The 19,736-nt window shown below is 68.5% G+C and carries 23 protein-coding genes; 6 read left to right on the forward strand and 17 right to left on the reverse strand.

From position 1 onward, the window contains the following. Positions 1-119: 119 nt before the first annotated feature. Positions 120-1,085, reverse strand: a complete 966-nt coding sequence (phaE, locus tag OC534_RS16855) for a class III poly(R)-hydroxyalkanoic acid synthase subunit PhaE (RefSeq protein ID WP_262072226.1) — start codon at positions 1,083-1,085, stop codon at positions 120-122. 46 nt (positions 1,086-1,131) lie between these two features. Beyond that, on the reverse strand, positions 1,132-1,746 hold the full coding sequence (locus tag OC534_RS16860) for a phosphatidylcholine/phosphatidylserine synthase (protein WP_136005366.1): 615 nt from the start codon (positions 1,744-1,746) through the stop codon (positions 1,132-1,134). Between the two features lie 304 nt (positions 1,747-2,050). Here OC534_RS16860 and OC534_RS16865 point away from each other — a divergent pair, with 304 nt between their 5' ends. Next, positions 2,051-2,731 carry a methyltransferase domain-containing protein gene (locus tag OC534_RS16865; protein WP_136005368.1) on the forward strand — a complete coding sequence of 227 codons (681 nt, stop codon included), beginning with the start codon at positions 2,051-2,053 and terminating at the stop codon, positions 2,729-2,731. 31 nt (positions 2,732-2,762) lie between these two features. Here OC534_RS16865 and OC534_RS16870 read toward each other — a convergent pair whose 3' ends face one another. The 3 genes from OC534_RS16870 to OC534_RS16880 form a co-directional block, all read right to left on the reverse strand. Next, on the reverse strand, positions 2,763-3,251 hold the full coding sequence (locus tag OC534_RS16870; RefSeq protein ID WP_017356902.1) for an 8-oxo-dGTP diphosphatase: 489 nt from the start codon (positions 3,249-3,251) through the stop codon (positions 2,763-2,765). Positions 3,252-3,309: 58 nt separating this feature from the next. After that, a complete protein-coding gene (locus tag OC534_RS16875) occupies positions 3,310-3,822 on the reverse strand; it encodes a DUF1249 domain-containing protein (RefSeq protein ID WP_262072227.1) in 513 nt (170 codons plus the stop codon). A 76-nt stretch (positions 3,823-3,898) separates the two neighbouring features. Further along, entirely contained in the window at positions 3,899-4,720 is an 822-nt protein-coding gene (locus OC534_RS16880) for a pyruvate, water dikinase regulatory protein (protein WP_017356904.1), read from the reverse strand. Between the two features lie 144 nt (positions 4,721-4,864). Here OC534_RS16880 and ppsA point away from each other — a divergent pair, with 144 nt between their 5' ends. Continuing rightward, positions 4,865-7,243, forward strand: a complete 2,379-nt coding sequence (ppsA, locus tag OC534_RS16885) for a phosphoenolpyruvate synthase (protein ID WP_017356905.1) — start codon at positions 4,865-4,867, stop codon at positions 7,241-7,243. 183 nt (positions 7,244-7,426) lie between these two features. On the opposite strand, the gene OC534_RS16890 is transcribed toward ppsA, so the two are convergent. The 4 genes from OC534_RS16890 to mntR all read right to left on the reverse strand — a co-directional run bounded on the left by OC534_RS16890 (position 7,427) and on the right by mntR (position 10,000). Beyond that, positions 7,427-8,302, reverse strand: coding sequence for an EcsC family protein (locus OC534_RS16890; RefSeq protein ID WP_051008645.1), 876 nt, complete (start codon positions 8,300-8,302; stop codon positions 7,427-7,429). A 40-nt stretch (positions 8,303-8,342) separates the two neighbouring features. Then, the gene (orn, locus tag OC534_RS16895) at positions 8,343-8,918 is read right to left on the reverse strand and encodes an oligoribonuclease (RefSeq protein ID WP_017356907.1); all 576 of its coding nucleotides are present in this window, start codon (positions 8,916-8,918) and stop codon (positions 8,343-8,345) included. A gap of 106 nt (positions 8,919-9,024) precedes the next feature. Next, positions 9,025-9,549 carry a tRNA adenosine(34) deaminase TadA gene (gene tadA, locus OC534_RS16900; protein ID WP_017356908.1) on the reverse strand — a complete coding sequence of 175 codons (525 nt, stop codon included), beginning with the start codon at positions 9,547-9,549 and terminating at the stop codon, positions 9,025-9,027. Further along, positions 9,542-10,000, reverse strand: coding sequence for a manganese-binding transcriptional regulator MntR (gene mntR / locus OC534_RS16905; RefSeq protein WP_017356909.1), 459 nt, complete (start codon positions 9,998-10,000; stop codon positions 9,542-9,544). Before mntR ends, tadA begins: the two co-directional genes overlap by 8 nt. A gap of 145 nt (positions 10,001-10,145) precedes the next feature. On the opposite strand from mntR, the gene OC534_RS16910 reads away from it, so the two are divergent. After that, positions 10,146-10,379, forward strand: coding sequence for a DUF1653 domain-containing protein (locus tag OC534_RS16910; RefSeq protein ID WP_017356910.1), 234 nt, complete (start codon positions 10,146-10,148; stop codon positions 10,377-10,379). A gap of 29 nt (positions 10,380-10,408) precedes the next feature. Here the strand turns inward: OC534_RS16910 and OC534_RS16915 are convergent, their stop codons facing one another. Further along, positions 10,409-11,386, reverse strand: a complete 978-nt coding sequence (locus OC534_RS16915; protein ID WP_243746254.1) for a GAF domain-containing protein — start codon at positions 11,384-11,386, stop codon at positions 10,409-10,411. Between the two features lie 512 nt (positions 11,387-11,898). On the opposite strand from OC534_RS16915, the gene OC534_RS16920 reads away from it, so the two are divergent. Continuing rightward, positions 11,899-13,116, forward strand: a complete 1,218-nt coding sequence (locus OC534_RS16920) for an MFS transporter (protein WP_026070905.1) — start codon at positions 11,899-11,901, stop codon at positions 13,114-13,116. A 12-nt stretch (positions 13,117-13,128) separates the two neighbouring features. Here OC534_RS16920 and OC534_RS16925 read toward each other — a convergent pair whose 3' ends face one another. The 3 genes from OC534_RS16925 to OC534_RS16935 all read right to left on the reverse strand — a co-directional run bounded on the left by OC534_RS16925 (position 13,129) and on the right by OC534_RS16935 (position 15,040). Beyond that, positions 13,129-13,917, reverse strand: coding sequence for a CHAD domain-containing protein (locus OC534_RS16925; RefSeq protein ID WP_262072228.1), 789 nt, complete (start codon positions 13,915-13,917; stop codon positions 13,129-13,131). A gap of 116 nt (positions 13,918-14,033) precedes the next feature. After that, entirely contained in the window at positions 14,034-14,381 is a 348-nt protein-coding gene (locus tag OC534_RS16930) for a hypothetical protein (RefSeq protein ID WP_153165271.1), read from the reverse strand. Positions 14,382-14,446: 65 nt separating this feature from the next. Next, on the reverse strand, positions 14,447-15,040 hold the full coding sequence (locus OC534_RS16935) for a GIY-YIG nuclease family protein (RefSeq protein WP_166473112.1): 594 nt from the start codon (positions 15,038-15,040) through the stop codon (positions 14,447-14,449). A gap of 191 nt (positions 15,041-15,231) precedes the next feature. Between OC534_RS16935 and OC534_RS16940 the strand changes: the two genes are divergently transcribed. Both OC534_RS16940 and OC534_RS16945 read left to right on the forward strand, forming a co-directional pair. Then, positions 15,232-15,831 carry a DNA-3-methyladenine glycosylase gene (locus tag OC534_RS16940; RefSeq protein ID WP_136005386.1) on the forward strand — a complete coding sequence of 200 codons (600 nt, stop codon included), beginning with the start codon at positions 15,232-15,234 and terminating at the stop codon, positions 15,829-15,831. A gap of 86 nt (positions 15,832-15,917) precedes the next feature. Next, a complete protein-coding gene (locus OC534_RS16945) occupies positions 15,918-16,544 on the forward strand; it encodes a hypothetical protein (RefSeq protein WP_017357647.1) in 627 nt (208 codons plus the stop codon). Between the two features lie 16 nt (positions 16,545-16,560). Here the strand turns inward: OC534_RS16945 and OC534_RS16950 are convergent, their stop codons facing one another. From OC534_RS16950 to OC534_RS16965, 4 genes are read right to left on the reverse strand one after another with little or no spacing between them, the layout of a single operon-like run. Further along, the gene (locus tag OC534_RS16950; protein WP_017357648.1) at positions 16,561-17,265 is read right to left on the reverse strand and encodes a glycosyltransferase family 2 protein; all 705 of its coding nucleotides are present in this window, start codon (positions 17,263-17,265) and stop codon (positions 16,561-16,563) included. After that, positions 17,262-17,849 (reverse strand): class I SAM-dependent methyltransferase, encoded by a 588-nt coding sequence (locus OC534_RS16955; RefSeq protein ID WP_262072229.1) that lies wholly within the window; start codon positions 17,847-17,849, stop codon positions 17,262-17,264. The genes OC534_RS16950 and OC534_RS16955 overlap by 4 nt, the downstream gene beginning before the upstream one ends. Beyond that, positions 17,846-18,604 carry a PIG-L family deacetylase gene (locus OC534_RS16960; protein ID WP_229296549.1) on the reverse strand — a complete coding sequence of 253 codons (759 nt, stop codon included), beginning with the start codon at positions 18,602-18,604 and terminating at the stop codon, positions 17,846-17,848. Before OC534_RS16960 ends, OC534_RS16955 begins: the two co-directional genes overlap by 4 nt. Continuing rightward, entirely contained in the window at positions 18,592-19,554 is a 963-nt protein-coding gene (locus OC534_RS16965) for an acyl-CoA dehydrogenase (RefSeq protein ID WP_262072230.1), read from the reverse strand. The genes OC534_RS16960 and OC534_RS16965 overlap by 13 nt, the downstream gene beginning before the upstream one ends. Positions 19,555-19,736 lie beyond the last annotated feature (182 nt).

Genomic DNA, 19,736 nt, shown 5'->3' on the forward strand with positions numbered 1-19,736 from the left:
GGGCATGAAGGGCGAGGAGGGGAAACGAGTCAAAGTGACGAAGGGGTGACAGGCGGGGCGAAGAGGAATACTTAAGTATGTGTTTTTTTTTTTTTAAGTAAACCGCGACCCACCAAATTCTACCGAAGGGTTATCGTCGGCGGCGCCAGTTGTGTAAAGGCGCGTGCTGTTGACCTGGCCGGCGCGGCCTTCGCCGGCGCCGCCTGCATCATCCGCCGCACCAGCCGCTCCAGTTCCGCGATGCGACGGTGTGCGGCATCCATCTCCGTGCGCGTGGGCAGACCCAGACTTTCGGTCACGCGCTCGATTTCATGCTGCGTGGCCGCGCGCAGGCGCATCTGCGCATTGCCCAGCGCCGCATACACCTGCTGGAACGGCTCGGACAGGGCGACCTTCGCATAGGCCTCTTCGGCCGCCTCGATCCACAGGTCGAACATCGCCCGGGCACTGGTGAGCTGATTGCCCGGCTGCTCGTGCTCGGCAAGGCGCTGCTCGAACAGGGCGAATGCATCGTCCAGCGCCTGTTTGATCTGGTCCACATAGGCGCTTGAGTGCGTCTGGAACTCCTGCTGCGCGCGCAGCAGGGCCTGCCAGCGTGCCTGGTGTTCGCGGCCAGGGCCGAACGCCGGGCTCTGCATCCACGGCCCGAGATCGCGCTGCAGCGATTCCAGCAGTTTGAGCAGGTCCGGACCGTCGGCACGGGTGTGGCCTCGCGCGGCCTGCAGCATCCACTGCAGCAGACCGTCGCCCTGCCCTTCCACCGCCGCACGCCAGGCCTGTGCCACGTCGGCGCTGCTGGCGTCGCGGCCGGCAAACTGCGCGGCCACCTGCTGCATGGTCCCGTACCAGCCGCCGGCCTGCTCGCGGAAGCGGCGCACGGCGTCGTCGGCCGGACCGCTGCCCGCGTCGGGCATCAACTGCGACCACGCCTCGATCGCCTGCTGCCAACCACCCGCGCGACCGGGATCGTGGCTGTCGCCAGGCACCCCGGCGGCATGGCGCAGGGCATCACCCCAGGCACCGAAATACTGGCGGGCGAGCGCTTCGATATCGTCCGCGCCACCACCACGGCCGGCGGTGCTCATCGGCGGGCTCCAGCCAGCAGGCGGTTCGACAGGGGCACGGTCGGGCTCACGGCTTGGGAATGCGCAGGGTCTTGCTGATCATCAGCGACCCGGACAGGGCGAACAGCAGCACCATCGGGTGCAGCTGCCACGGCCCCAGCTGCCACTGACCCAGCCACAGGTCCGGTCCGATCGCCCCCATGCTGGCTGCGATCGCCAGTACCACCACCAGCGCCAGGCTGGTGGGAATCGGCGTGCCTTCGAAATACGGCACCTTGTCGCCCTCGCCGGCCAGCGATTCGGCGGTCACGTTATAGCGCGCCAGGCGGCTCACCCCGCAGCAGACGAAGTAGCTCAGCACCAGCCAGTCCCAACCGCCCTGCATGCCGCAGGCGTAGGCCAGCGCGGCCGGGGCGACACCGAAGGAGATGATGTCCGACAGCGAATCCAGCTCGCGGCCCAGCGTGGAACTGGACTTGCGCCAGCGCGCGATGCGTCCGTCCAGCGCATCGAAAATGAAGGCCAGCGGGATCAGGGCCATTCCGAACAGCAGATAGCGGTGCTCGCCGTCCTGCAGAAAACGCATCGCGGCAAACACCGCGCCGGTGCCGCAGAACGCATTGGCCAAGGTGAACCAGTCGGCCAGCTGGAATTCGCGCAGCATCGAGAAGTGACGTTTCATGGGGTATCGGTTGACGGCAGTGGCAAGAGAGTACCGCGAGCAGCCCGGACGGGGACAGAGCATCCGGGCCGGACCGGGCCTTCCCGCCCTGTTCACCGGCCCACGACGTGCGGTGAATTTTTGGCCACCCATCTTGACAGCCAACGTGGGCGGGGGCTGACGGCGCTTATCCACAAACTTGCGCACCAGTCATCCACACCCCCTGTGGACAAGTCGTTGTCAGCACGCCGCCCCGCGCGCGCTTGAGTTGGCATGCGCCCACCGTCGCCGACGCGCTATGCTGCCGGGTGGACTCGCCGCCGCCATGTCCTGCCCGCCCGCCGCGACAGGAGTCACGCGCTTGCTTTCCCCCGAACACCTGGCCGCGCAGCTGCGGCACCCGCATGGCGAGCACGCCCTGGCGATCGCCGAGTCAATGAACCGCAGCAACGGCGCGCTCAACCGGGCCGCGATCGCGCTGCTGGCGGTCGGCCCTGCCGAGCGGGTGCTGGAGATAGGCCCCGGCAACGCCGCCTTCGCCGGCGACCTGCTGCATGCCGCGGGCAGCCGCTACCTGGGCATCGAGGTGTCCAGCGACATGGTGGAGGCCGCGCAGGCCAGGCTGCACGCCACCGGGCTGGAGGACCGCGCCGAGATACGCCTGGGCGATGCCCATGCCCTGGCGCTGCCCGAGGCGTGCATGGACGCGGCATTGGCGGTCAATACGCTGTACTTCTGGGAGGACCTGCGTACGCCGTTGGAGGAACTGGCGCGGGTACTGCGCCCCGGCGCACGGCTGTGCCTGGCCTTCGGCGACGCGGCGTTCATGCGCACCCTGCCCTTCGCCGCCCACGGCTTTCACCTGCACGCGCTGGCCGAGGTGGAGCTGGCCCTGCGCAGCGCCGGCCTGCGGGTCTGCGGGTGGCGCAGCCATCGCGAGACCGGCACCGGCAACGATGGCCGCCAGATCGACAAGCACTTCCATCTGCTGCTAGCACGACGCTAGCGCCGGCCGGCAGTGGTATCGCGTCCTGCCCTTACAGGCGGGTGTACGACCAGGACAGCATCGCGCCGTCCCGATAGGGCATCACGCCGTGGAAGGGGCGCGGGTCCTGGTCGAACACCAGCGGCAGGAACCGGCGATCACCTTCCCACAGCGGCAGATCTTCGATCTTGTCCACATCCACCCACTCCAGCGTGCCTTCCGGATTGGCGGTCAGGGGAGTGCCGGTGTAGTCCTCGATCACGAACACGAAGCCGAACCAGTCCTCACCCTGCTTGCCGAAACCGGGCCAGCTGATGGTGCCGCGCATGCGCATGGTGCCGCACTCGATGCCGGCTTCCTCGCGGATTTCGCGGCGCATGCCGGCGGCGACATCCTCGTCGCGTTCGACCTTGCCACCCAGGCCGTTGTACTTGCCCAGATGCTGATCGCCGGGACGGGCGTTGCGGTGGATCATCAGCGCTTGCTTGCCGTCCGCTGACAGCACGTAGCCCAGGGTGGCCACGATCGGGGTATAGGGCATCTCACACACGCTCGGGTTGCAGACCCCGATTATGCGGGATCGACCGCAACCGCGTCGCTTATGGCACCGCGCTGGTGCGTCGGGCGTCGCGCGCCGGGGCCGCGGCATCGCCGTCACGGCGCAGCGTGGCCACGCCATGCCCGCGCTCGGCCAGGTATTCCAGCCACTTGCCCAGGAAGGTGTTCATCCGCATGCGGTGGCTGATCAGCTCGGCGGGCGGCGGGTACATGCCCATGACGTCCTGCCAGCGGCGGCCGACATAGCAATGGGTGGTCTCGGCCTGGCGGGCGTCACGGTACAGGCGCACATAGGCCGACGGGTCCGGCTGGCCGGTGACGGGGTCGGCGAAGTCGTAGGTGAGCCGCAGTTCGACGGTGTAGCGGTGGCATTCGATGACATCCAGGCGCACGTCCAGCCCGTCGCCGATCGAGGACACATAGCTGCCGGGTGCCAGCTCCGCCGGTGCGAACAGGCGCACCAGATGCTGGTAGTTCTCTGCGTACAGGCCCATCAGCCAGCTCAGGCGGCTGAGCCGGGGGATGCGTTCCAGTCGGGGTGATGCCTGGGCCATGTCTCGATCCTACACGTTGATCCTCCAACGTGGGGGCGGCAGCGGCCCGGCCAAAGGGCCGGCCGGGCACCAGGCGTCAGTACATCTCCCGCTGCAGCCCCAGCGTGGCCAGCACCTTGCTTGAGATTTCCTCGATGGAGGTGTGGGTGGTGCTCAGGGTCGGGATGCGCTCCATGCGAAACATGGTCTCCGCAGCCGCCACTTCGCGGCGGCAGGTCTCCAGGTTGGCGTAGCGCGAATTCGGGCGGCGCTCCTGGCGGATCTGCTGCAGACGGTCCGGGTCGATCGTCAGGCCGAACAGCTTCTTGCGGTAGGGGCGCAGCCGCGGCGGCAGCCGGTCCTGTTCCAGGTCCTCGTCGGTCAGCGGGTAGTTCGCCGCGCGCACCCCGTAGTGCAGCGCCAGGTAGATGCAGGTGGGGGTCTTGCCGGCCCGCGACACGGCCACCAGGATCACGTCGGCATCGTCGTAATTGATGGCAATGCCATCGTCGTGGGTCAACGCGAAGTTCATCGCGTTGATGCGCCGGTGATAGGTCTCGAAGTCCACCATGCCGTGGGCCTGGCCGACCCGGGAATGGCGGCTGACGGCCAGCTCGCGCTCCAGCGGCTCGATGAAGGGGGCGAACACGTCCAGCATCAACCCGCCGCTTTCCGCCAGGATCACGCTCAGCCCGCTGTCCACGCAGGAGCTGACCACGATCGGCCGGACCTGGTAGCGCTCGCCCGCCGCGCGGATCCGTTCACAGGCCTCCCGGGCCTTTTCGGGGTCATCGACAAAGGACATGCGGTCGGTAATGAAGCTGAACCCGGAGAACTGGGTCAGCAGGCTATGTCCAATGGTTTCAGCGGTGATACCGGTTCCATCGGACACGTAGAACACCGGACGGATCGTCGACATGCGCCTTTTACCCCCTCTGAAGCCTAAAAAGACCGTCGATACAAGCTTGTGCCGACGGCGGTCTGCCCGGCATCATATCGGCTTCTTCCTACGGACGTGGCCATTCCAGCCCGCCTCGGGCGATGGCCAAACGGAGCATCGCGCTTGAACGAGAATATCCTGTGGTTGCACGAACTGCGCCTGGCCGACCTGGCCCGCGTAGGCGGCAAGAATTCGTCGCTGGGCGAAATGATCGGCAATCTTGCCGGTCTGGGGGTTTCTGTCCCCGGCGGTTACGCAACCACCGCTGAAGCCTTCAAGGACTTCATCGCGCACAACGATCTGTCCAAGCGCATTTTCGACAGGCTCGCCACGCTGGACGTGGAAGATGTCGCCGCGCTCACCGCCGCCGGCAAGGAAATCCGCAGCTGGGTGATCGACGCGCCGCTGCAGCCGCAGCTGGACCAGGACATCCGCAGCGCCTACAGGCAGCTGTGCGATGAGAACGGCGGCGGCGACGTGGCCGTGGCCGTGCGCTCCTCGGCCACCGCCGAAGATCTGCCCGATGCCTCCTTCGCCGGCCAGCAGGAGACCTTCCTCAACGTGACCGGTGCCGACGACGTCGTGCACAAGGTCAAGGAAGTGTTCGCCTCGCTGTACAACGACCGCGCCATCGCCTACCGCGTCCACCACGGCTTCAAGCACGAAGACGTGTTCCTGTCCTCCGGCGTGCAGCTGATGGTGCGCTCGGGCGTCGGCTCGTCCGGCGTGCTGTTCACCCTGGATACCGAATCCGGTTTCCGCGACGTGGTGTTTGTCACCTCCAGCTTCGGTCTGGGCGAAATGGTCGTGCAGGGCGCGGTCAATCCCGACGAGTTCTACGTCTACAAGCCCACGCTCAACGCCGGCAAGCCGGCGATCCTGCGCCGTTCGCTCGGCAGCAAGGCGATCCGCATGGTGTATTCGGACGTCCCCGGTGAGCGCGTGCGCATCGAAGACACCCCGGTCGAGATCCGCAACACCTTCTCGATCAGCGACGAGGATGTGCAGGAACTGTCCAGGCAGGCACTGATCATCGAAAAGCACTACGGCCGCCCGATGGATATCGAGTGGGCCAAGGACGGCGTCAGCGGCAAGCTGTTCATCGTGCAGGCGCGTCCGGAAACGGTGAAGTCGCGTGGCCATGCCACCCAGATCGAACGGTTCACGCTGAACCAGAAGGACGGCAAGGTGCTGGCCGAAGGCCGCGCCGTGGGCGCCAAGATCGGCGCCGGCACCGCGCGCGTGGTCAAGTCGCTGGACGACATGGCGCGCGTGCAGCCCGGCGACGTGCTGATCGCCGACATGACCGACCCCGATTGGGAGCCGGTGATGAAGCGCGCCTCGGCCATCGTCACCAACCGCGGCGGCCGCACCTGCCACGCCGCGATCATCGCGCGTGAACTGGGCGTGCCGGCCGTGGTCGGCTCGGGCAACGCCACCCAGGTCATCGCCGATGGCCAGGAAGTCACCGTCAGCTGCGCTGAAGGCGATACCGGCTTCATCTACGAAGGCAAGCTCGACTTCGAGCGCACCACCACGGACCTGGGCAACATGCCGCCGGCGCCGCTGAAGATCATGATGAACGTGGCCAACCCGGAGCGTGCGTTCGACTTCGGCCAGCTGCCCAACGCCGGCATCGGCCTGGCCCGCCTGGAGATGATCATTGCCAGCCACATCGGCATCCATCCCAACGCGCTGCTGGAGTACGACCGCCAGGACGCGGCCACTAAGAAGAAGATCGACGAGAAGATCGCCGGTTATGCCGATCCGGTCAGCTTCTACGTCAACCGTCTGGCCGAAGGCATCGCCACCCTGACGGCATCGGTGGCACCGAATCCGGTGATCGTGCGTCTGTCGGACTTCAAGTCCAACGAGTACGCCAACCTGATCGGCGGCAGCAACTACGAGCCGCACGAAGAGAACCCGATGATCGGCTTCCGCGGCGCCAGCCGTTATGTCGACCCGAGCTTCTCGGCCGCCTTCGCCCTGGAATGCAAGGCCGTGCTGCGCGTGCGCAACGAGATGGGCCTGGACAACCTGTGGGTGATGATTCCGTTCGTGCGTACGCTGGAAGAAGGCCGCAAGGTCGTCCAGGTGCTGGAACAGAACGGCCTCAAGCAGGGCGAGAACGGCCTGAAGATCATCATGATGTGCGAAGTGCCGTCCAACGCACTGCTCGCCGATGAATTCCTGGACATCTTCGACGGCTTCTCGATCGGCTCCAACGACCTGACCCAGCTCACCCTGGGCCTGGACCGCGATTCCTCGATCGTCGCGCACCTGTTCGACGAGCGGAACCCGGCGGTGAAGAAGCTGCTGTCGATGGCGATCAAATCGGCACGCGCCAAGGGCAAGTACGTCGGCATCTGCGGCCAGGGCCCGTCGGATCATCCGGACCTGGCCGAATGGCTGATGCAGGAAGGCATCGAGTCGGTGTCGCTGAATCCGGACACCGTCGTCGACACCTGGCTGCGCCTGGCCAAGCTGAAGGCCAACGGCTGATCCAGCCGTTCCGGTAGACGACAGAACCCCGCGCAAGCGGGGTTCTGCTTTTATGGGCCAGGGGCACGCGATGCCGGACGTGAACGCAGCGCCGATGACCCACGGTCGGCTCTACCGGTGAGGGGCCACGATCAGCCGACCGTTGGTCGGCTGCCGCGCGCACGCGCAGCGAACCACCGGTGGTTACGAATTGTCGGCCTGGCCGGCGAGCAACGCGTACGCAGCGCGGACCGTGTCGTACCCGTAGGTGCGCTCCAGCCGGCGCACGATGAAATGGCCGCGCGCCATGTCCTGGTAATAGTCGGTGAACATGGTGTTGAGCGTCGCGCCGGCCACGGCCCCGACGATCGGGACGGCCTGTGCGGCGAACTTCTCGGTCACCACCACACCGAAGCGCGCGGCAACCTTCTCCACGATCTTGGCCAGCCACTTGCCGGCTTCCTTCGGGGTCAGCCCGATCATCACCGGGGTGCCGCCCACGGCGCGGCCGGCCAACTCGGCCGACAGGTGGCGCATCACTTCCGCGGTAAACCCGCGGGTGATGTAGTAACCGGTCTCGCTGGCGTCGTCCTTGCCGGAGTTTCCCCCGAGCGCAAACACCTCCAGGCAGGCATGGCGCGTGGCCATGTCACGCAGGTCGAACCCTTCGCTGCGGGCCACATCGGCCACCGAGCGCATCATGATCGTGGTCGACACCGGCAACTCAATGAACAGTGTGGTGAAGCCGAAGGCCCCGCCGACCGCACCGGAGGTCGCCGCCGCCAGCTTGTGCCAGCGCGTCGATGCGGCCTTGCCAGGCGTGTTGTCCATCGTCCACAGGGCGGCCTGCGCGGACTTGAACAGTGCCGCTTCGACCGCACCGTGGATGCGCCGGGACACCGACTGCGGCAGTTTCTTCACCGCGAACTCCAGCGGCGAGCCGATCAGGTTGGCCATCTTGGCGGTCAGCGTAGGCGACTCCAGCAGCGCGACGGCGCGCTGCAGGTCGGCCCAGTCCTGCGACGTGGGCAGGATCTGCGTTTCCAGCGGGGGTGGCGTGCTGCGGACGAGGTCGTTCATGCCGCGGATCATAGCGCCGCAGGCTTGAACGGCGCGTTCATCACGCCTGCCCGGGCAACCCCGCCAGCGCGCCCATGAACTGGCGGTAGTGGCGCAGTTCGGCGATCGAGTCGTGCACGTCGCTCAGCGCGGTGTGGCTGGACGTCTTGCCGACCCCCGCAGCAATTGCCGGGGCCCAGCGCCGGGCCAGTTCCTTCACCGTGGACACGTCCAGGTTGCGGTAGTGGAAGTACTTTTCCAGGCGGGGCATCTCGCGGTGCAGGAAGCGACGGTCCTGGCAGATGGAATTGCCGCACATCGGCGAGGCGCCGGCCTTGATCCATTGCGCCAGGAAGTTCACCGTCTGCGCTTCCGCCTGGCCCAGCGTGACGGTGCTCTCGACCACCCGCTGCCACAGGCCGGAGCGACGGTGCTGGTTGCGGTTCCACTCGTCCATCGCTTCCAGCCGCTCCACCGGATGGTGGATGGCGAACTCGGGCCCTTCGGCCAGCACGTTCAACTGCGCGTCGGTCACGACCGTGGCGATCTCGATGATCGCATCGTTGTCGGTGTCCAGACCGGTCATTTCCAGGTCGATCCAGATCAGTCGTTCGCCTTCTGCGCCGTTGTCCGCCATGTCTACGCCTTGTGCTGGGGTCGTCGCGACAGCGCCGACCGGGGATGGAAAGGGCGCCATGATACCGCCATCGCGTCGACGCTCCGTCGCCGGCGCAGCCAGGAGGTCACTCCAGCAGCAGTGGCGGCTTGCCGCGCTTGGCGCGGAAGTAGTTGGTCAGGCGCGTGCTCGCCTCCTTGGCCAGCACGCCGCCGTGAACCTCCACGCGGTGGTTGTGCCGCGCGTCGCCGATGAGGTCGAACACGCTGCCGCAGGCACCGGTCTTCGGATCACTGGCGCCGTACACCAGCCGCGCCACGCGCGCATGCACAATCGCCATCGCGCACATCGCGCAGGGCTCCAGCGTGACGTACAACGTGCTGCCAAGCAGGCGATGGTTGCCGATCGCCCGGCCCGCGTGACGCATCGCCACGATCTCGGCATGCGCACTGGGATCGTGGTCGGCGATGTTGAGATTCCAGCCCTCACCCAGCACCTCGCCCTGCGCACCCACCAGCACCGCGCCGACGGGAATCTCGTCGAACTCGCGCTCGGCGCGGCCCGCCAGGACCAGGGCGTGCTGCATCCAGTGTTCGTCGCGGTCGTGGACCGGAACGCCCAGCGGCGGTGGCGGCGGCAGGCGCTCAACCACGGCGTTCGGCCTTGCGCAGGAAGGCCTCGAAGGCAGCCAACGTAGCCTCGCTGACGTGATGCTCGATGCCCTCGGCATCGCGCCGCGCCGAATCGGCATCCACCCCCAGCGCCAGCAGGAAGCGCTCCACCGTCTGGTGGCGCGCCCGCATTTCAACTGCGAGCTGCTCGCCGGCCGGGGTCAGGAACACCCCCCGGTACGGCCGCTGTATCGCCCAGCCCTCCTTGACCAGCCGCTTGAGCGCCTTGGCCACCGTGGGCTGGGCGACGCCCAGGCGCGTGGCGATGTCCACCTGCCGCGCTTCGCGACCATCGGCGATGAGATCGGCAATCAGCTCCACGTAGTCTTCCACCAGCTCCGACCGGCGCGCCTCGCGCACCTGCACGAACCCTTCCACGTGCATGTGGGCATCGATCAGCGGGGACGGCGGTTTGCGGGTGGTCGGGGTCATGCAGGCTCCTGCGGGCGGCCGCGGGCAGAAGACGCTGGCGGCTGGAGGCGCAGTTTACCGCAGCCGTTCCGCATCCCCCTCACGGCTGGCTGCGGTGGCGGTCCAGCGCGCCATAATGGACACCGCTCATCCACGCCCTCCGCCCATGTCCGACCTGCCTGCCCTGCCCACCCTGCCACTGGGCCATTACCGTCACTTCAAGGGCGGCAACTACGAGGTGCTCGGCATCGTCCGGCACAGCGAAACCCTTGAGCCGATGGTGCTGTACCGCCCCCTCGATGCCGACATCGGCGTCTGGGTCCGACCGTATGCGATGTTCATCGCCCAGGTCGACGTGGACGGACAGCCGCGCGCGCGATTCGCACGCGTCACGGACTGATTCCCGCGCGTTGCCCGCCGCGGCGCGCCTCAGGCGGCCACTGCAGGCAGCAGCGCACGCAGCCGCGCCAGCACCGTCTGCACGGCCGGGTCGGCGGAAGGCTCAAGCGCCTGCAACCGTGTGGCCAACGTACCCAGCACGTCGGCGACCGACGGCGCAGCCACGTTCGATGCGCCTTCGTCGAGATCCAGATGCGCGCCGATGGCCGCACCCATCACCTCGAAACAGGCGACCCCCGCCGCATCCAGGCGCGAGGGCAACGGATCCAGTGCGCACAGCGTGCCGAAGAAACTGCCGTCACGCCGTCGCACCGGTACCGAGATGTAACTCTCAAAGCCGTACATCGCCGGCGTGTGGTGCCGAGAGAATACCGGGTGCTCGCTGGCCTGGTTGAACTGCACCGTCATCTGGTGCTGCCGGATTTCATGGCAGATCGTGGTTTCGAGCACGAGATCCTGCCCCGGTGCGAGGCCGAAGCCCAGCAGGTCGTGCACGGCGCAGGTGGTCCAGCGGTCGCTGGTCACCCGCGCCACGGCAACGAAGCGCATCGCGGTGAGGTCGCTGGCCAGCGCCAGGATGCCCGGTACCGCCGGCATCGCCTGCAACTGCGCCACGTCGAGCATGCGCGGGTCGCTGGGCGGGGTGTCGTCGTTTCCTGCGCTCGGCCCCCAGTTGGACTCATCGACGAGGTTGTCCAGCACGGCGAGACGGCGATCAAGCACCTGCGCCGTCACCCGCTCGACCAGACCACGCACCGCCGCCGACAGACCGCGCGCATCGGTGATGGCGCCGACGAAGTGCAGCCCCTCGCCCACCAGACGGATCTGCTCGACGGCAAAGGTCTCGCGCAGGCCGCGGCCTGCCTCACGGTGGAAGGCAAGCATCCAATCGTCGGGCGGTACGCCGTCGAGGATCGCGGTGATGATGACCCGCGACCCGCCGGGCGCGTCCTGCTGGCCGGGCAGATCGAAACCGATCACTGTTGGAAAACGCGTGCCGGTAGTCATAGCCCCCCTGTCGGCGCGTCTGCGCGCCTGTCCGCCATTGTCGCACGAATGCCGGAGATGCCCGTACCGTGCGGGCCCGGCGTCGGGTGTCGCCGCGTGAGGCGCAGGAAGCATCCATGCGCCGGTCGTTTCCGTGCCACACGCGATCGGTGACATCGGTGGGTCGGGGACGGAACGTCATGCGCTGCCCCGGCGCAGCCACGAACGGTTTCCCCGCGTGATACCTGCCGCACGACCTGCGACCCCGGAACGGCAGCCCTTCCATCGGCATCGCCATCGCCGCGCCCTGTCCTGCAGGCGGAAAGCTGCGTCCCGTATCGGCGGAGGACCGCCGGCCGTTGCCGCCCCGTTGCCCCACGAACGCGGCGATCGCGGCCTGCGCGGCACTTTTCCCGGCTGCCGGCCGATATGGCCCGGTGCTGAACCGGGCGCCGCCGTCGTTCCTGACCGGGCTGGATGTTGCGGCGCAGCAGTACAATTACCTACCGTATCGCATTGCCTCCCGCTGCCCAATGAGCTCTCCCGCCCTTTCCCTCGCTGCGCGCCTGACCCCGCGCGAGCGCACCTTCATCCTGCTTGCGCTGTCGCTGGGCGGCTTTGCGATCGGTACCAGCGAGTTCGCGAGCATGGGCCTCATGCTGGAGATCAGCCGCGGCCTGTCGATCAGCGAAACGCAGGTCGGCCACCTGATCAGTGCGTACGCCATCGGCGTGGTGGTGGGCGCGCCGGTGCTGGCCTTCGCCGGTGCCGGATTTGCGCGACGCTCCCTGCTGCTGGCGCTGATGGGCTTCTATGCGGTGGGCAACCTGGCCAGCGCGCTGGCGCCCAACTACGGCACGATGCTGCTGGCGCGCTTTGTCGCCGGCCTGCCGCACGGCGCCTACTTCGGTGTGGCGATGCTGGTGGCAGCCGCGATCAGCCCACCGTCCCAGCGTGGATCGGCGATGTCCAAGGTCCTGCTCGGCCTTTCCGTCGCGATCCTGGTGGGCAACCCGCTTACCACCTGGCTGGGCCAGATGCTCAGCTGGCGCACCGCGTTCGCGCTGGTCAGCGTGCTGGCCATCGCCACGGTGGCGATGATCGCCCGCTTCCTGCTGCCCGATCCGGACGAGCAGCGCACCTCGCCGATGCGCGAGCTGCGCGCCTTCAACCGCCCGCAGGTGTGGCTGGCGCTGGCGATCGGCTCCATCGGCTTTGCCGGCATGTTCTGCGTCTTCACCTACCTGGCGCCGACGCTGGTGCAGGTCACCGGCCTGGCCGAATCCTGGATGCCGGTCGCGGTGGGCATCTTCGGCATCGGCGCGATCATCGGCAACGTCGCCGGTGGCTGGCTCGTGGACCGGTTCCACTTCCGTGCAGCTGCCGTGGTGCTGGTGTGGTCGGTGATCGTGCTGCTGCTCTACCCGCTGGCGGCGCGCTCGGTGTGGAGCATCTTCCCGATGATCGTCGCGGTGGGCACGATGGGCGCGCTGGCAGCGGTGCTGCAGACCCGTCTGATGGACGTGGCCGGAGAAGCACAGACGCTGGCGGCCGCCTCCAACCATGCCGCCTTCAACACCGCCAACGCGCTGGGGCCGTGGTTTGGCGGCATGGCCATCGGTGCCGGCCTCAGTCCGGCCACCACCGGCTATGTCGGCGCTGCCACGGCGTTGGGCGGTCTGCTGCTGTGGGGCGTGGCAATGCTGGTCGAGCGCCAGTCACGCGCGCTCGCCGTGCCCTGCGAGCGCTGAGCGGCACGGCGATCAGGCGACCGGCCTGCTCCGCGCCTGATCGATCTGCGCCAGCAGTTGCCTGCGGTCCGTCACGCCCGGCATGACCCGCACCAGGTTCCGCAGCATGCGCAGGTCCTGCTGCCAGCCCAGCTGAGTGCTGAGCTGGTGCAGGGCCTTGGCTTCACCGCCTCCGCCGCGCACATGCGGCACCTTCAACAGGTGCGCGTCCAGGTGGGGCATGGCTTCCACCTGCATGCGCAGGCGCCGCACTTTGCGCCGCCAGCGGTGCAGCCGTTCCGGCTCCGGATGTCGATGGGCCCGACGCTCCGCCTTGCGCACGCGGTTGGCACTGCGCGCAAGGCCGGCCCGTATCTGCGACAGGGTGATCGCGGCCCAGGGCTGGGCATCCAGCAGCGCGCCGACCCGCCGGACCCGATCACGCCGGCGACCGAATGCCGGATCGCCGGCCAGCGCGCGCCGCAACCAGGCATCGCGACGCGCCTGCAGGCGCCCGATCACATACGGCCACGGCGCAGTGGGTGCGCGGGCGGCGAGCAGCGCCGCCGTCTCCACGGCCACGTGCGCGTCACGCAGTCCGGAAAGGCCATCCCCCAGCCGGCGCAGCATGGCATCGGCGTCACCCAGCGCAAGGTCGGTACGTTCCAGCAGCGCCAGCAACGCCCGCAGGCGCCGGATCGCCTTGCGTGCGGCGTGCACGGATTCATGCGCGTCCCCGCCCGGCGACAACGCCTGCTCGATATCGCGGCACGCCTGGCGGGCAAGCGCATGGGCAGCGCTTCCGGGAACAACCGACTGCATGGCACCCCACCGGAATCGTCACGGAACCGGCAGTGTAGCGGTCGATCCGCCCGCCGGATTCACGCCCGCCAGGCGGGGTGTGCCCCCGTGTCGGTACCGGGACCGCCCGGTACCGATCAGGCCGTCGCCGGGGGCGACCGGTACTTGACCTTCATCGTCACCGTCCCGGACTTGCCCATCGTCAATTTGATGGGTACCTCCGGATGCGCCGACTTGATGTGCAGCCCTGCTTCTTCGCTGAGCGTGATCTCCATTTCGTCCACGTTGTTCTCGGCGCCCGCCTTGATCAGGTCCGCTGCGGATTGCGCCTGTACCTCCACGCTGGGCTTGAAGAACTTCCGTGCCAGCGCGGCCGCTGCCACCAGCGGCCCCAGCGGTGTCAATACGCTCAGCGCCATGCCGGCGGCGGCAATACCCGCAGCCGTGGTCAGGTCATACGATGGAGCGGATCCGTTGTCGGCCATGTTTCCCCCTTGTGAGGGGGCACTATATGAGCGCCTTGCGCGCCCAACAAGGCACCTGTTCCGCGCTACGCCGGCCGGTACCAGGACCACACGTGCGGCGGCACACGCCCCTCCAGATCAATCCCCAGCGCCACGTGGGCATCCAGGGCGTCGCGCAGCAGCACCTGCGCGCGTACGGACAAGGCATCGCGCGCGACCGGTTCCTCCGGCAGCACCGCAGCCGACCAGTCGAACAACCCGTCGGCGCGCGCCAGCATCGCGGCGGCGAGCCAGGCGCGCAGCGGGTAGATCCGGTGACCGCCCTCGGCCAGCGCCTGCACGGCGGGTCGCAGGAGATCGTTGGCACCCCGTACCCACTCGGTCCTGCCACCGGCCTTGTCCTGCACGGTGAGCGGTGCCGGCGCGCGATGCGCCTTCAGCGGGCGGCGCAGCGCCAGCTCGACATCGCGCGCGTCGCGCTGGGTCTCGGTTTCAATCAACACGCCGGCGTCGAGATCGAAGAACTCGAACCAGCGATGGTGGAGCGCGCCGATGCGCGCCAGCGGATCGCGCGAGAACCCGATCTTGCCGTAGTCCTCCCACGCGCAGGGGAACACATAGGCGAAACAGCGCCCATCGAGCGCGATCGGGGCGTTCTGGTCCTGCATCGGTTTCATCATCGGTGGTTTGCTCCCGTTCTGGACCGCCGCCAGATTGACGGGACATCGGCTCATGAGCTGCGAACGCAGCGCGAGCGCAACGTGACGACCGGCAGCTTGATCCCCTGTCGACGCTCCGACGCGCATGCTGCGACCCAGGCCACCGAGGAGACCCCCAATGCGGAATCGGACCGTCGCGCAGCGGGGGCCGCATGATTGAGTGGACACCCCTGCCCCGCGCGTTCTACCAGCGTCACCCCACCGAGGTGGCACCGGACCTGCTCAACACGATACTGCTGCGCGACGACGGACGTGCCGGGCGCATCGTGGAAGTGGAGGCCTACGCCGGCGACCAGGATCCGGCCGCGCATTCGTTCCGCGGCATGACCCCGCGTACGCGCACGATGTTCGGGGAGGCCGGGCATCTGTATGTCTACTTCACCTATGGCATGCACTGGGGCGCCAATGCGGTCTGCGGCGACATCGGCCAGGGCTGGGGCGTACTGCTGCGGGCGCTGGCGCCGCTGGCGGGGATCGATCGGATGCGCCAGGCCCGGGTCGCCGCCCGGCGCGATCGTGACCTGGCCAGTGGGCCGGGTCGCCTGTCGCAGGCGCTGGGCATCACCGGCGCACTGGACGGCACCGATCTGACCGACAGCGCCGGGCCCATCCGGATCGTCAGCGATGGCATGCCGCCGCCCTCGCAGCCTGGTGTCGGCCCGCGCATCGGCATCCGCCGCGCCACGACGTTCCCCTGGCGCTGGCATGTTCCCGGCAATGACCATGTGTCCGGCCGCCGGCGTCCGGTTTGACGACCGGTGCGACAGATCCACGCGCGTATTGCCGGGTCGCGCTACAGGACCGGGTAAACTGACGTCTTCTTTCACGGTGGATCACGATGGGCCCGTTCGACCGCACTGCCCGTCTTCGTTGGCAAGCCGCGTCGCTGCTCGCTGCAGCGCCCGTGGCCGCCTTCGCGACAGGCGGCTCGCCGGCCTCGCCGGCCGCCACAGCGTCCTTGGCCTCGCGCACGGCCTTGGTGCAGGCGCTGCACGCGCGGTTGCTGGCGGGACACAGCGCGACCAGCACGCTGGAGACCTGGTGCGCCGAACAGGGCCTCGCCGACACGGCGAAGGTACGGGCGGTGCGCGTTGAGGGTGTCGTGCGCGATGCACCACCCGAAGTGCGCGAAGCGCTGCAGGTCGAAGCCGATGTGCCGCTGCGCTACCGCCGTGTGCGCCTGGTCTGCGGCACCCGCGTGCTGTCCGAAGCGGACAACTGGTATGTCCCCGACCTGCTCACGTCCGCCATGAATGCCACGCTGGATGGCAGCGACGAACCATTTGGACGCGTGGTGAAGCCGCTTGGCTTCCAGCGCCAGACGCTGGGTGATGCCACCTGCTGGCCCGACTGCGGCGAAGGCCCGCAGGCCACTGTGCTGGAGGTGCGCGCCGTGCTGCGCGACCACCGGCAGCGTCCTTTCAGTTACGTGATTGAACGCTACCTGCAGGGCGTGTTGCCCTGATTTCTGGTGGGCAACCTTACCCGTGCCGGAGTGCCTTCGTCGGCACCAGCACCGCCCCCGCCTCCCTCACTTCCCGCTCCAGCGCGCGCAGGAATCCACTGAACCCCTGCGGCGCTTTCGACACCCGGCGTGCGCTGGTGGCCACCACGGGCCGTGCCAGCCAGGCGATGGTCGCGCCGGTGTTGCCGAGCATGTGGATGAGCGCAACGTCCTCGCCGGTGCGCAGCGGCGCGAACCCGCCGGCTGCCGTGTAGGCGGTGGCGCGCATGCCCAGGTTGGCGCCGTGGATATGCGCGTGTCCGTCCCTGGCCAGCTCGCGGCAGGCGAAGGCCCTGCGCACGGCATCGGGATAGTCCAGCCAGTCCACCACGTCCACCACGCCGCAGAACACATCCGCGCCGCAGCGGGTCTGCTGCCAGAGCCAATCCGCAGGCACGACCGAATCGGCGTCGGTACTGGCGATCCAGCGCGCGCCGTGGGAGAGCGCCACGGTCGCTGCCGCCGCCCGTGCCGCGCCGACGCAGCGGGCGTCCACCACCACCGTTGCAACCCCCTGGTCGGCGCAGATCGAGGCGGTGTCGTCGCTGCAGTCATCCAGTGCCACCACCGTGAGCACCGCCTCGCCGCGCAGGCCAGGGTGGGCGGCCGCAAGCCGGACCGAGGCCAGGCAACGTGCAATGACCGGCGCCTCGTTGTGTGCCGGTACGATCACGGCGATCACCGCAGCCCCTCCCACGCAGCAACGCTGGTGGCGCGTGCACTCCACCCCTGCAGCAGCAGATCGGCGTCCTGATAGGTAAACGCTTCCACCAGGTGTTCCGAGAGCGCGCCGTGCACGTCTTCGGTGGTGCTGCGTGCCGCGTCGAACGGTGGCCGCCAGTGGCAGGCCAGCAACAGGCCATCGTCGGTGAGGCTGTGGCGCAGCTGCCGCGCCATCTGCTGCAGCGCCGATGACGGCAGGTAGTAGCCGACTTCGCTGACCACGATCAGGTCGAAGCGGCCGGAAGGCCAGTCCTGCGGATGGGTGGCCCGCTCCAGGCGCACCTGCGGCCATGCCCGCGTCGATACCGCCGCGTCGGCCAGCGCATCGGCACTGATGTCTGTCCCCAGCAGCGCGTCGCACCGCGCCGCCAGCGCTGCCGTAAGCACGCCGTTGGAGCAGCCCAGCTCCCACCCACACGCGTATCGCCTTCGCGGCAGGCAGGCCAGCGTAAGCGCGCGCTTGCGGGCCTCGTACCACCGGCTGCGGTAGTGGAACGGGTCCGGCTGCTGGTACAACGCATCGAAATAGGCCGCCGTGCTCATCCGATCAACACCTCGAAAGGACGGCGGAAGCGCGCCGTGACGTGTTCGGGAAGAATGGGTGCACAGGCCAGTCCGTCAACGGCGCCGGTCTGGGTGGCGAACGCGTCCAACGCGCGCTGCTTGCGGCGCAGCAAGGTGGCGCTGAGCGGAATGCGGGCGGCTGCCGACCACGGCGCCGTCATCGCGTGCGGGTCGAGCCAGTGCCACGCCCAGACCGGGTACTGCAGCACGTTGACGGCACGGGATGCTGCTGCCGCCAGCGCGGCCCGTCCGGTCGCGTCATGGTCCGGATGTGCATCGTGGATCCACGGCGCCACCAGCAGATCGCCAGCCACAAGTTGCGCGGCCAGCGCCGCGGCCAGGTCCGCCTCATGTGTGGCAACAGCCCCGTCGGGTAGCGCCAGCGTGGTGACATGCGTGGCATCCATGCCCAGCAGCCGCATGGCATCGGCCAGCTCACGCCGGCGTGCATCGCGGAGTCGCGCGGCGGGCCACAAGGGCTGGTCGGTATAGCAGGCCTCGCCATCGGTGACCGACACCACGTGCACATCGATGTCCTGGTCCAGCGCCGCCTGCATCAGGCCGCCGCAACCAAGCACTTCATCGTCCGGATGGGGCGACACCACCACCAGCCGGCGTATGTCGGCCAGGACCGCGCCGGCCTCCCTGTCAGGCAGCGCGCGCAGCCAGCCGCTGCGGTCCCAGTCGACCTCGCGGTTGCCCGGCCCGCTGATGGGCACGGTCACAGTGTCCACGGTCCCTCCTGGGCGTGGACGGCTCGCCCCAGTTCGGCCCAGTCACGATCGCCGTGGCTTTGTCGAATGAAGACCGTCAGGTCGCTCCAGCGCGCGGCGTGCCCGGCCTCCAGGCACATCGGTGCCGGTCCGAGCGCGCGGCCCACCGCATCCAGCACCTGTACGCAGGTACGCTCCACCACGCTGCGCACACGGATCACATCGGCCTGGTGCGGCTGGGAAGGCATGGCATCGATCCATGTCGCCAGCTCACGCAGCAGCGCCGCTGACGCCTGCAGGCCCATGTCGACCCGACCGAGCAGCGCGGCGATCTGCGCATCGCCGCTCACACGCGGCGAGCGCTGCAGCGGTGCAGCCAGCGCCACCGCCGCGCCGTACCAGCACGCCGCGATGCCCGCGCCACCGTGCCAGAAGCCCGGCCGGGACAGGTACGTGCCCGGTTTGCCGACCGGCTCGGCGGGGACGGCGGCGAACTGCACGGTACCGCTGGGAATGCCGCCCATGCCGGTTGCGTGCCAGGTCAGCGGTTGCGGGTGCATGCCTTTCGCATCGGCGCGCACGCGGACCAGCTGCGTGCCTTCTTGGCAGCGCGCCGTCACCAACGCCTCATCCACCAGTCCGGCACCGGAGCACCACGGCTTGCTGCCACTGACGGTGCCCGTGGCGGGATCGAACGACAACGTCGCCTGCGGCCCTTCGGCAGCCCACACCGCCGCCAGCGTGCCTTCCGTCAACGGCGGCGCGTGCAGGTCGGCCAGAATCGCCTGCGCGTCGTAGTGGGCCTCCATCACCTTGGCCACGCACAGATCGCGCGCAGCAATGGCCCCCAGGGCGCGCCAGCGCTCCAGCGTGTGGCCGCGCCCGGGCAGCGGCAGCGACGGTTGGCGCGCGAGCACGTCGCGGGCATCAGCCTCCAGCGCGGGGGCTGCGTGTCCAGCGCGCCGATCCATGTCAACAGGGGCAGTCGCGATGGCGGGGGCCTGCATGGTCGAACACCGTTGAGGATGGAGCGTCCATACATACCGGCGCGTGCGTGGCAGATCAGTGACCGGTATGTGCGCGTCGCGTGTTTGGCCCCTGGGGTGCCGTACGGTTCATGAACGCGGGCACACGGCCGGTCATTCCCGCAGTC

Origin of the sequence: Stenotrophomonas sp. Marseille-Q5258, assembly GCF_946900935.1 — a bacterium.
Lineage (GTDB): Bacteria > Pseudomonadota > Gammaproteobacteria > Xanthomonadales > Xanthomonadaceae > Stenotrophomonas > Stenotrophomonas nematodicola.

Bases quoted from the DNA above. Each gene is read 5' to 3' on its own strand.
- phaE (WP_262072226.1), bottom strand. From the start codon at position 1,085: ATGAGCACCGCCGGCCGTGGTGGTGGCGCGGACGATATCGAAGCGCTC.
- OC534_RS16860 (WP_136005366.1), bottom strand. From the start codon at position 1,746: ATGAAACGTCACTTCTCGATGCTGCGCGAATTCCAGCTGGCCGACTGG.
- OC534_RS16865 (WP_136005368.1), top strand. From the start codon at position 2,051: ATGTCCTGCCCGCCCGCCGCGACAGGAGTCACGCGCTTGCTTTCCCCC.
- OC534_RS16870 (WP_017356902.1), bottom strand. From the start codon at position 3,251: ATGCCCTATACCCCGATCGTGGCCACCCTGGGCTACGTGCTGTCAGCG.
- OC534_RS16875 (WP_262072227.1), bottom strand. From the start codon at position 3,822: ATGGCCCAGGCATCACCCCGACTGGAACGCATCCCCCGGCTCAGCCGC.
- OC534_RS16880 (WP_017356904.1), bottom strand. From the start codon at position 4,720: ATGTCGACGATCCGTCCGGTGTTCTACGTGTCCGATGGAACCGGTATC.
- OC534_RS16890 (WP_051008645.1), bottom strand. From the start codon at position 8,302: ATGAACGACCTCGTCCGCAGCACGCCACCCCCGCTGGAAACGCAGATC.
- orn (WP_017356907.1), bottom strand. From the start codon at position 8,918: ATGGCGGACAACGGCGCAGAAGGCGAACGACTGATCTGGATCGACCTG.
- mntR (WP_017356909.1), bottom strand. From the start codon at position 10,000: ATGACCCCGACCACCCGCAAACCGCCGTCCCCGCTGATCGATGCCCAC.
- OC534_RS16910 (WP_017356910.1), top strand. From the start codon at position 10,146: ATGTCCGACCTGCCTGCCCTGCCCACCCTGCCACTGGGCCATTACCGT.
- OC534_RS16915 (WP_243746254.1), bottom strand. From the start codon at position 11,386: ATGACTACCGGCACGCGTTTTCCAACAGTGATCGGTTTCGATCTGCCC.
- OC534_RS16920 (WP_026070905.1), top strand. From the start codon at position 11,899: ATGAGCTCTCCCGCCCTTTCCCTCGCTGCGCGCCTGACCCCGCGCGAG.
- OC534_RS16925 (WP_262072228.1), bottom strand. From the start codon at position 13,917: ATGCAGTCGGTTGTTCCCGGAAGCGCTGCCCATGCGCTTGCCCGCCAG.
- OC534_RS16930 (WP_153165271.1), bottom strand. From the start codon at position 14,381: ATGGCCGACAACGGATCCGCTCCATCGTATGACCTGACCACGGCTGCG.
- OC534_RS16935 (WP_166473112.1), bottom strand. From the start codon at position 15,040: ATGATGAAACCGATGCAGGACCAGAACGCCCCGATCGCGCTCGATGGG.
- OC534_RS16940 (WP_136005386.1), top strand. From the start codon at position 15,232: ATGATTGAGTGGACACCCCTGCCCCGCGCGTTCTACCAGCGTCACCCC.
- OC534_RS16945 (WP_017357647.1), top strand. From the start codon at position 15,918: ATGGGCCCGTTCGACCGCACTGCCCGTCTTCGTTGGCAAGCCGCGTCG.
- OC534_RS16955 (WP_262072229.1), bottom strand. From the start codon at position 17,849: ATGAGCACGGCGGCCTATTTCGATGCGTTGTACCAGCAGCCGGACCCG.
- OC534_RS16965 (WP_262072230.1), bottom strand. From the start codon at position 19,554: ATGGATCGGCGCGCTGGACACGCAGCCCCCGCGCTGGAGGCTGATGCC.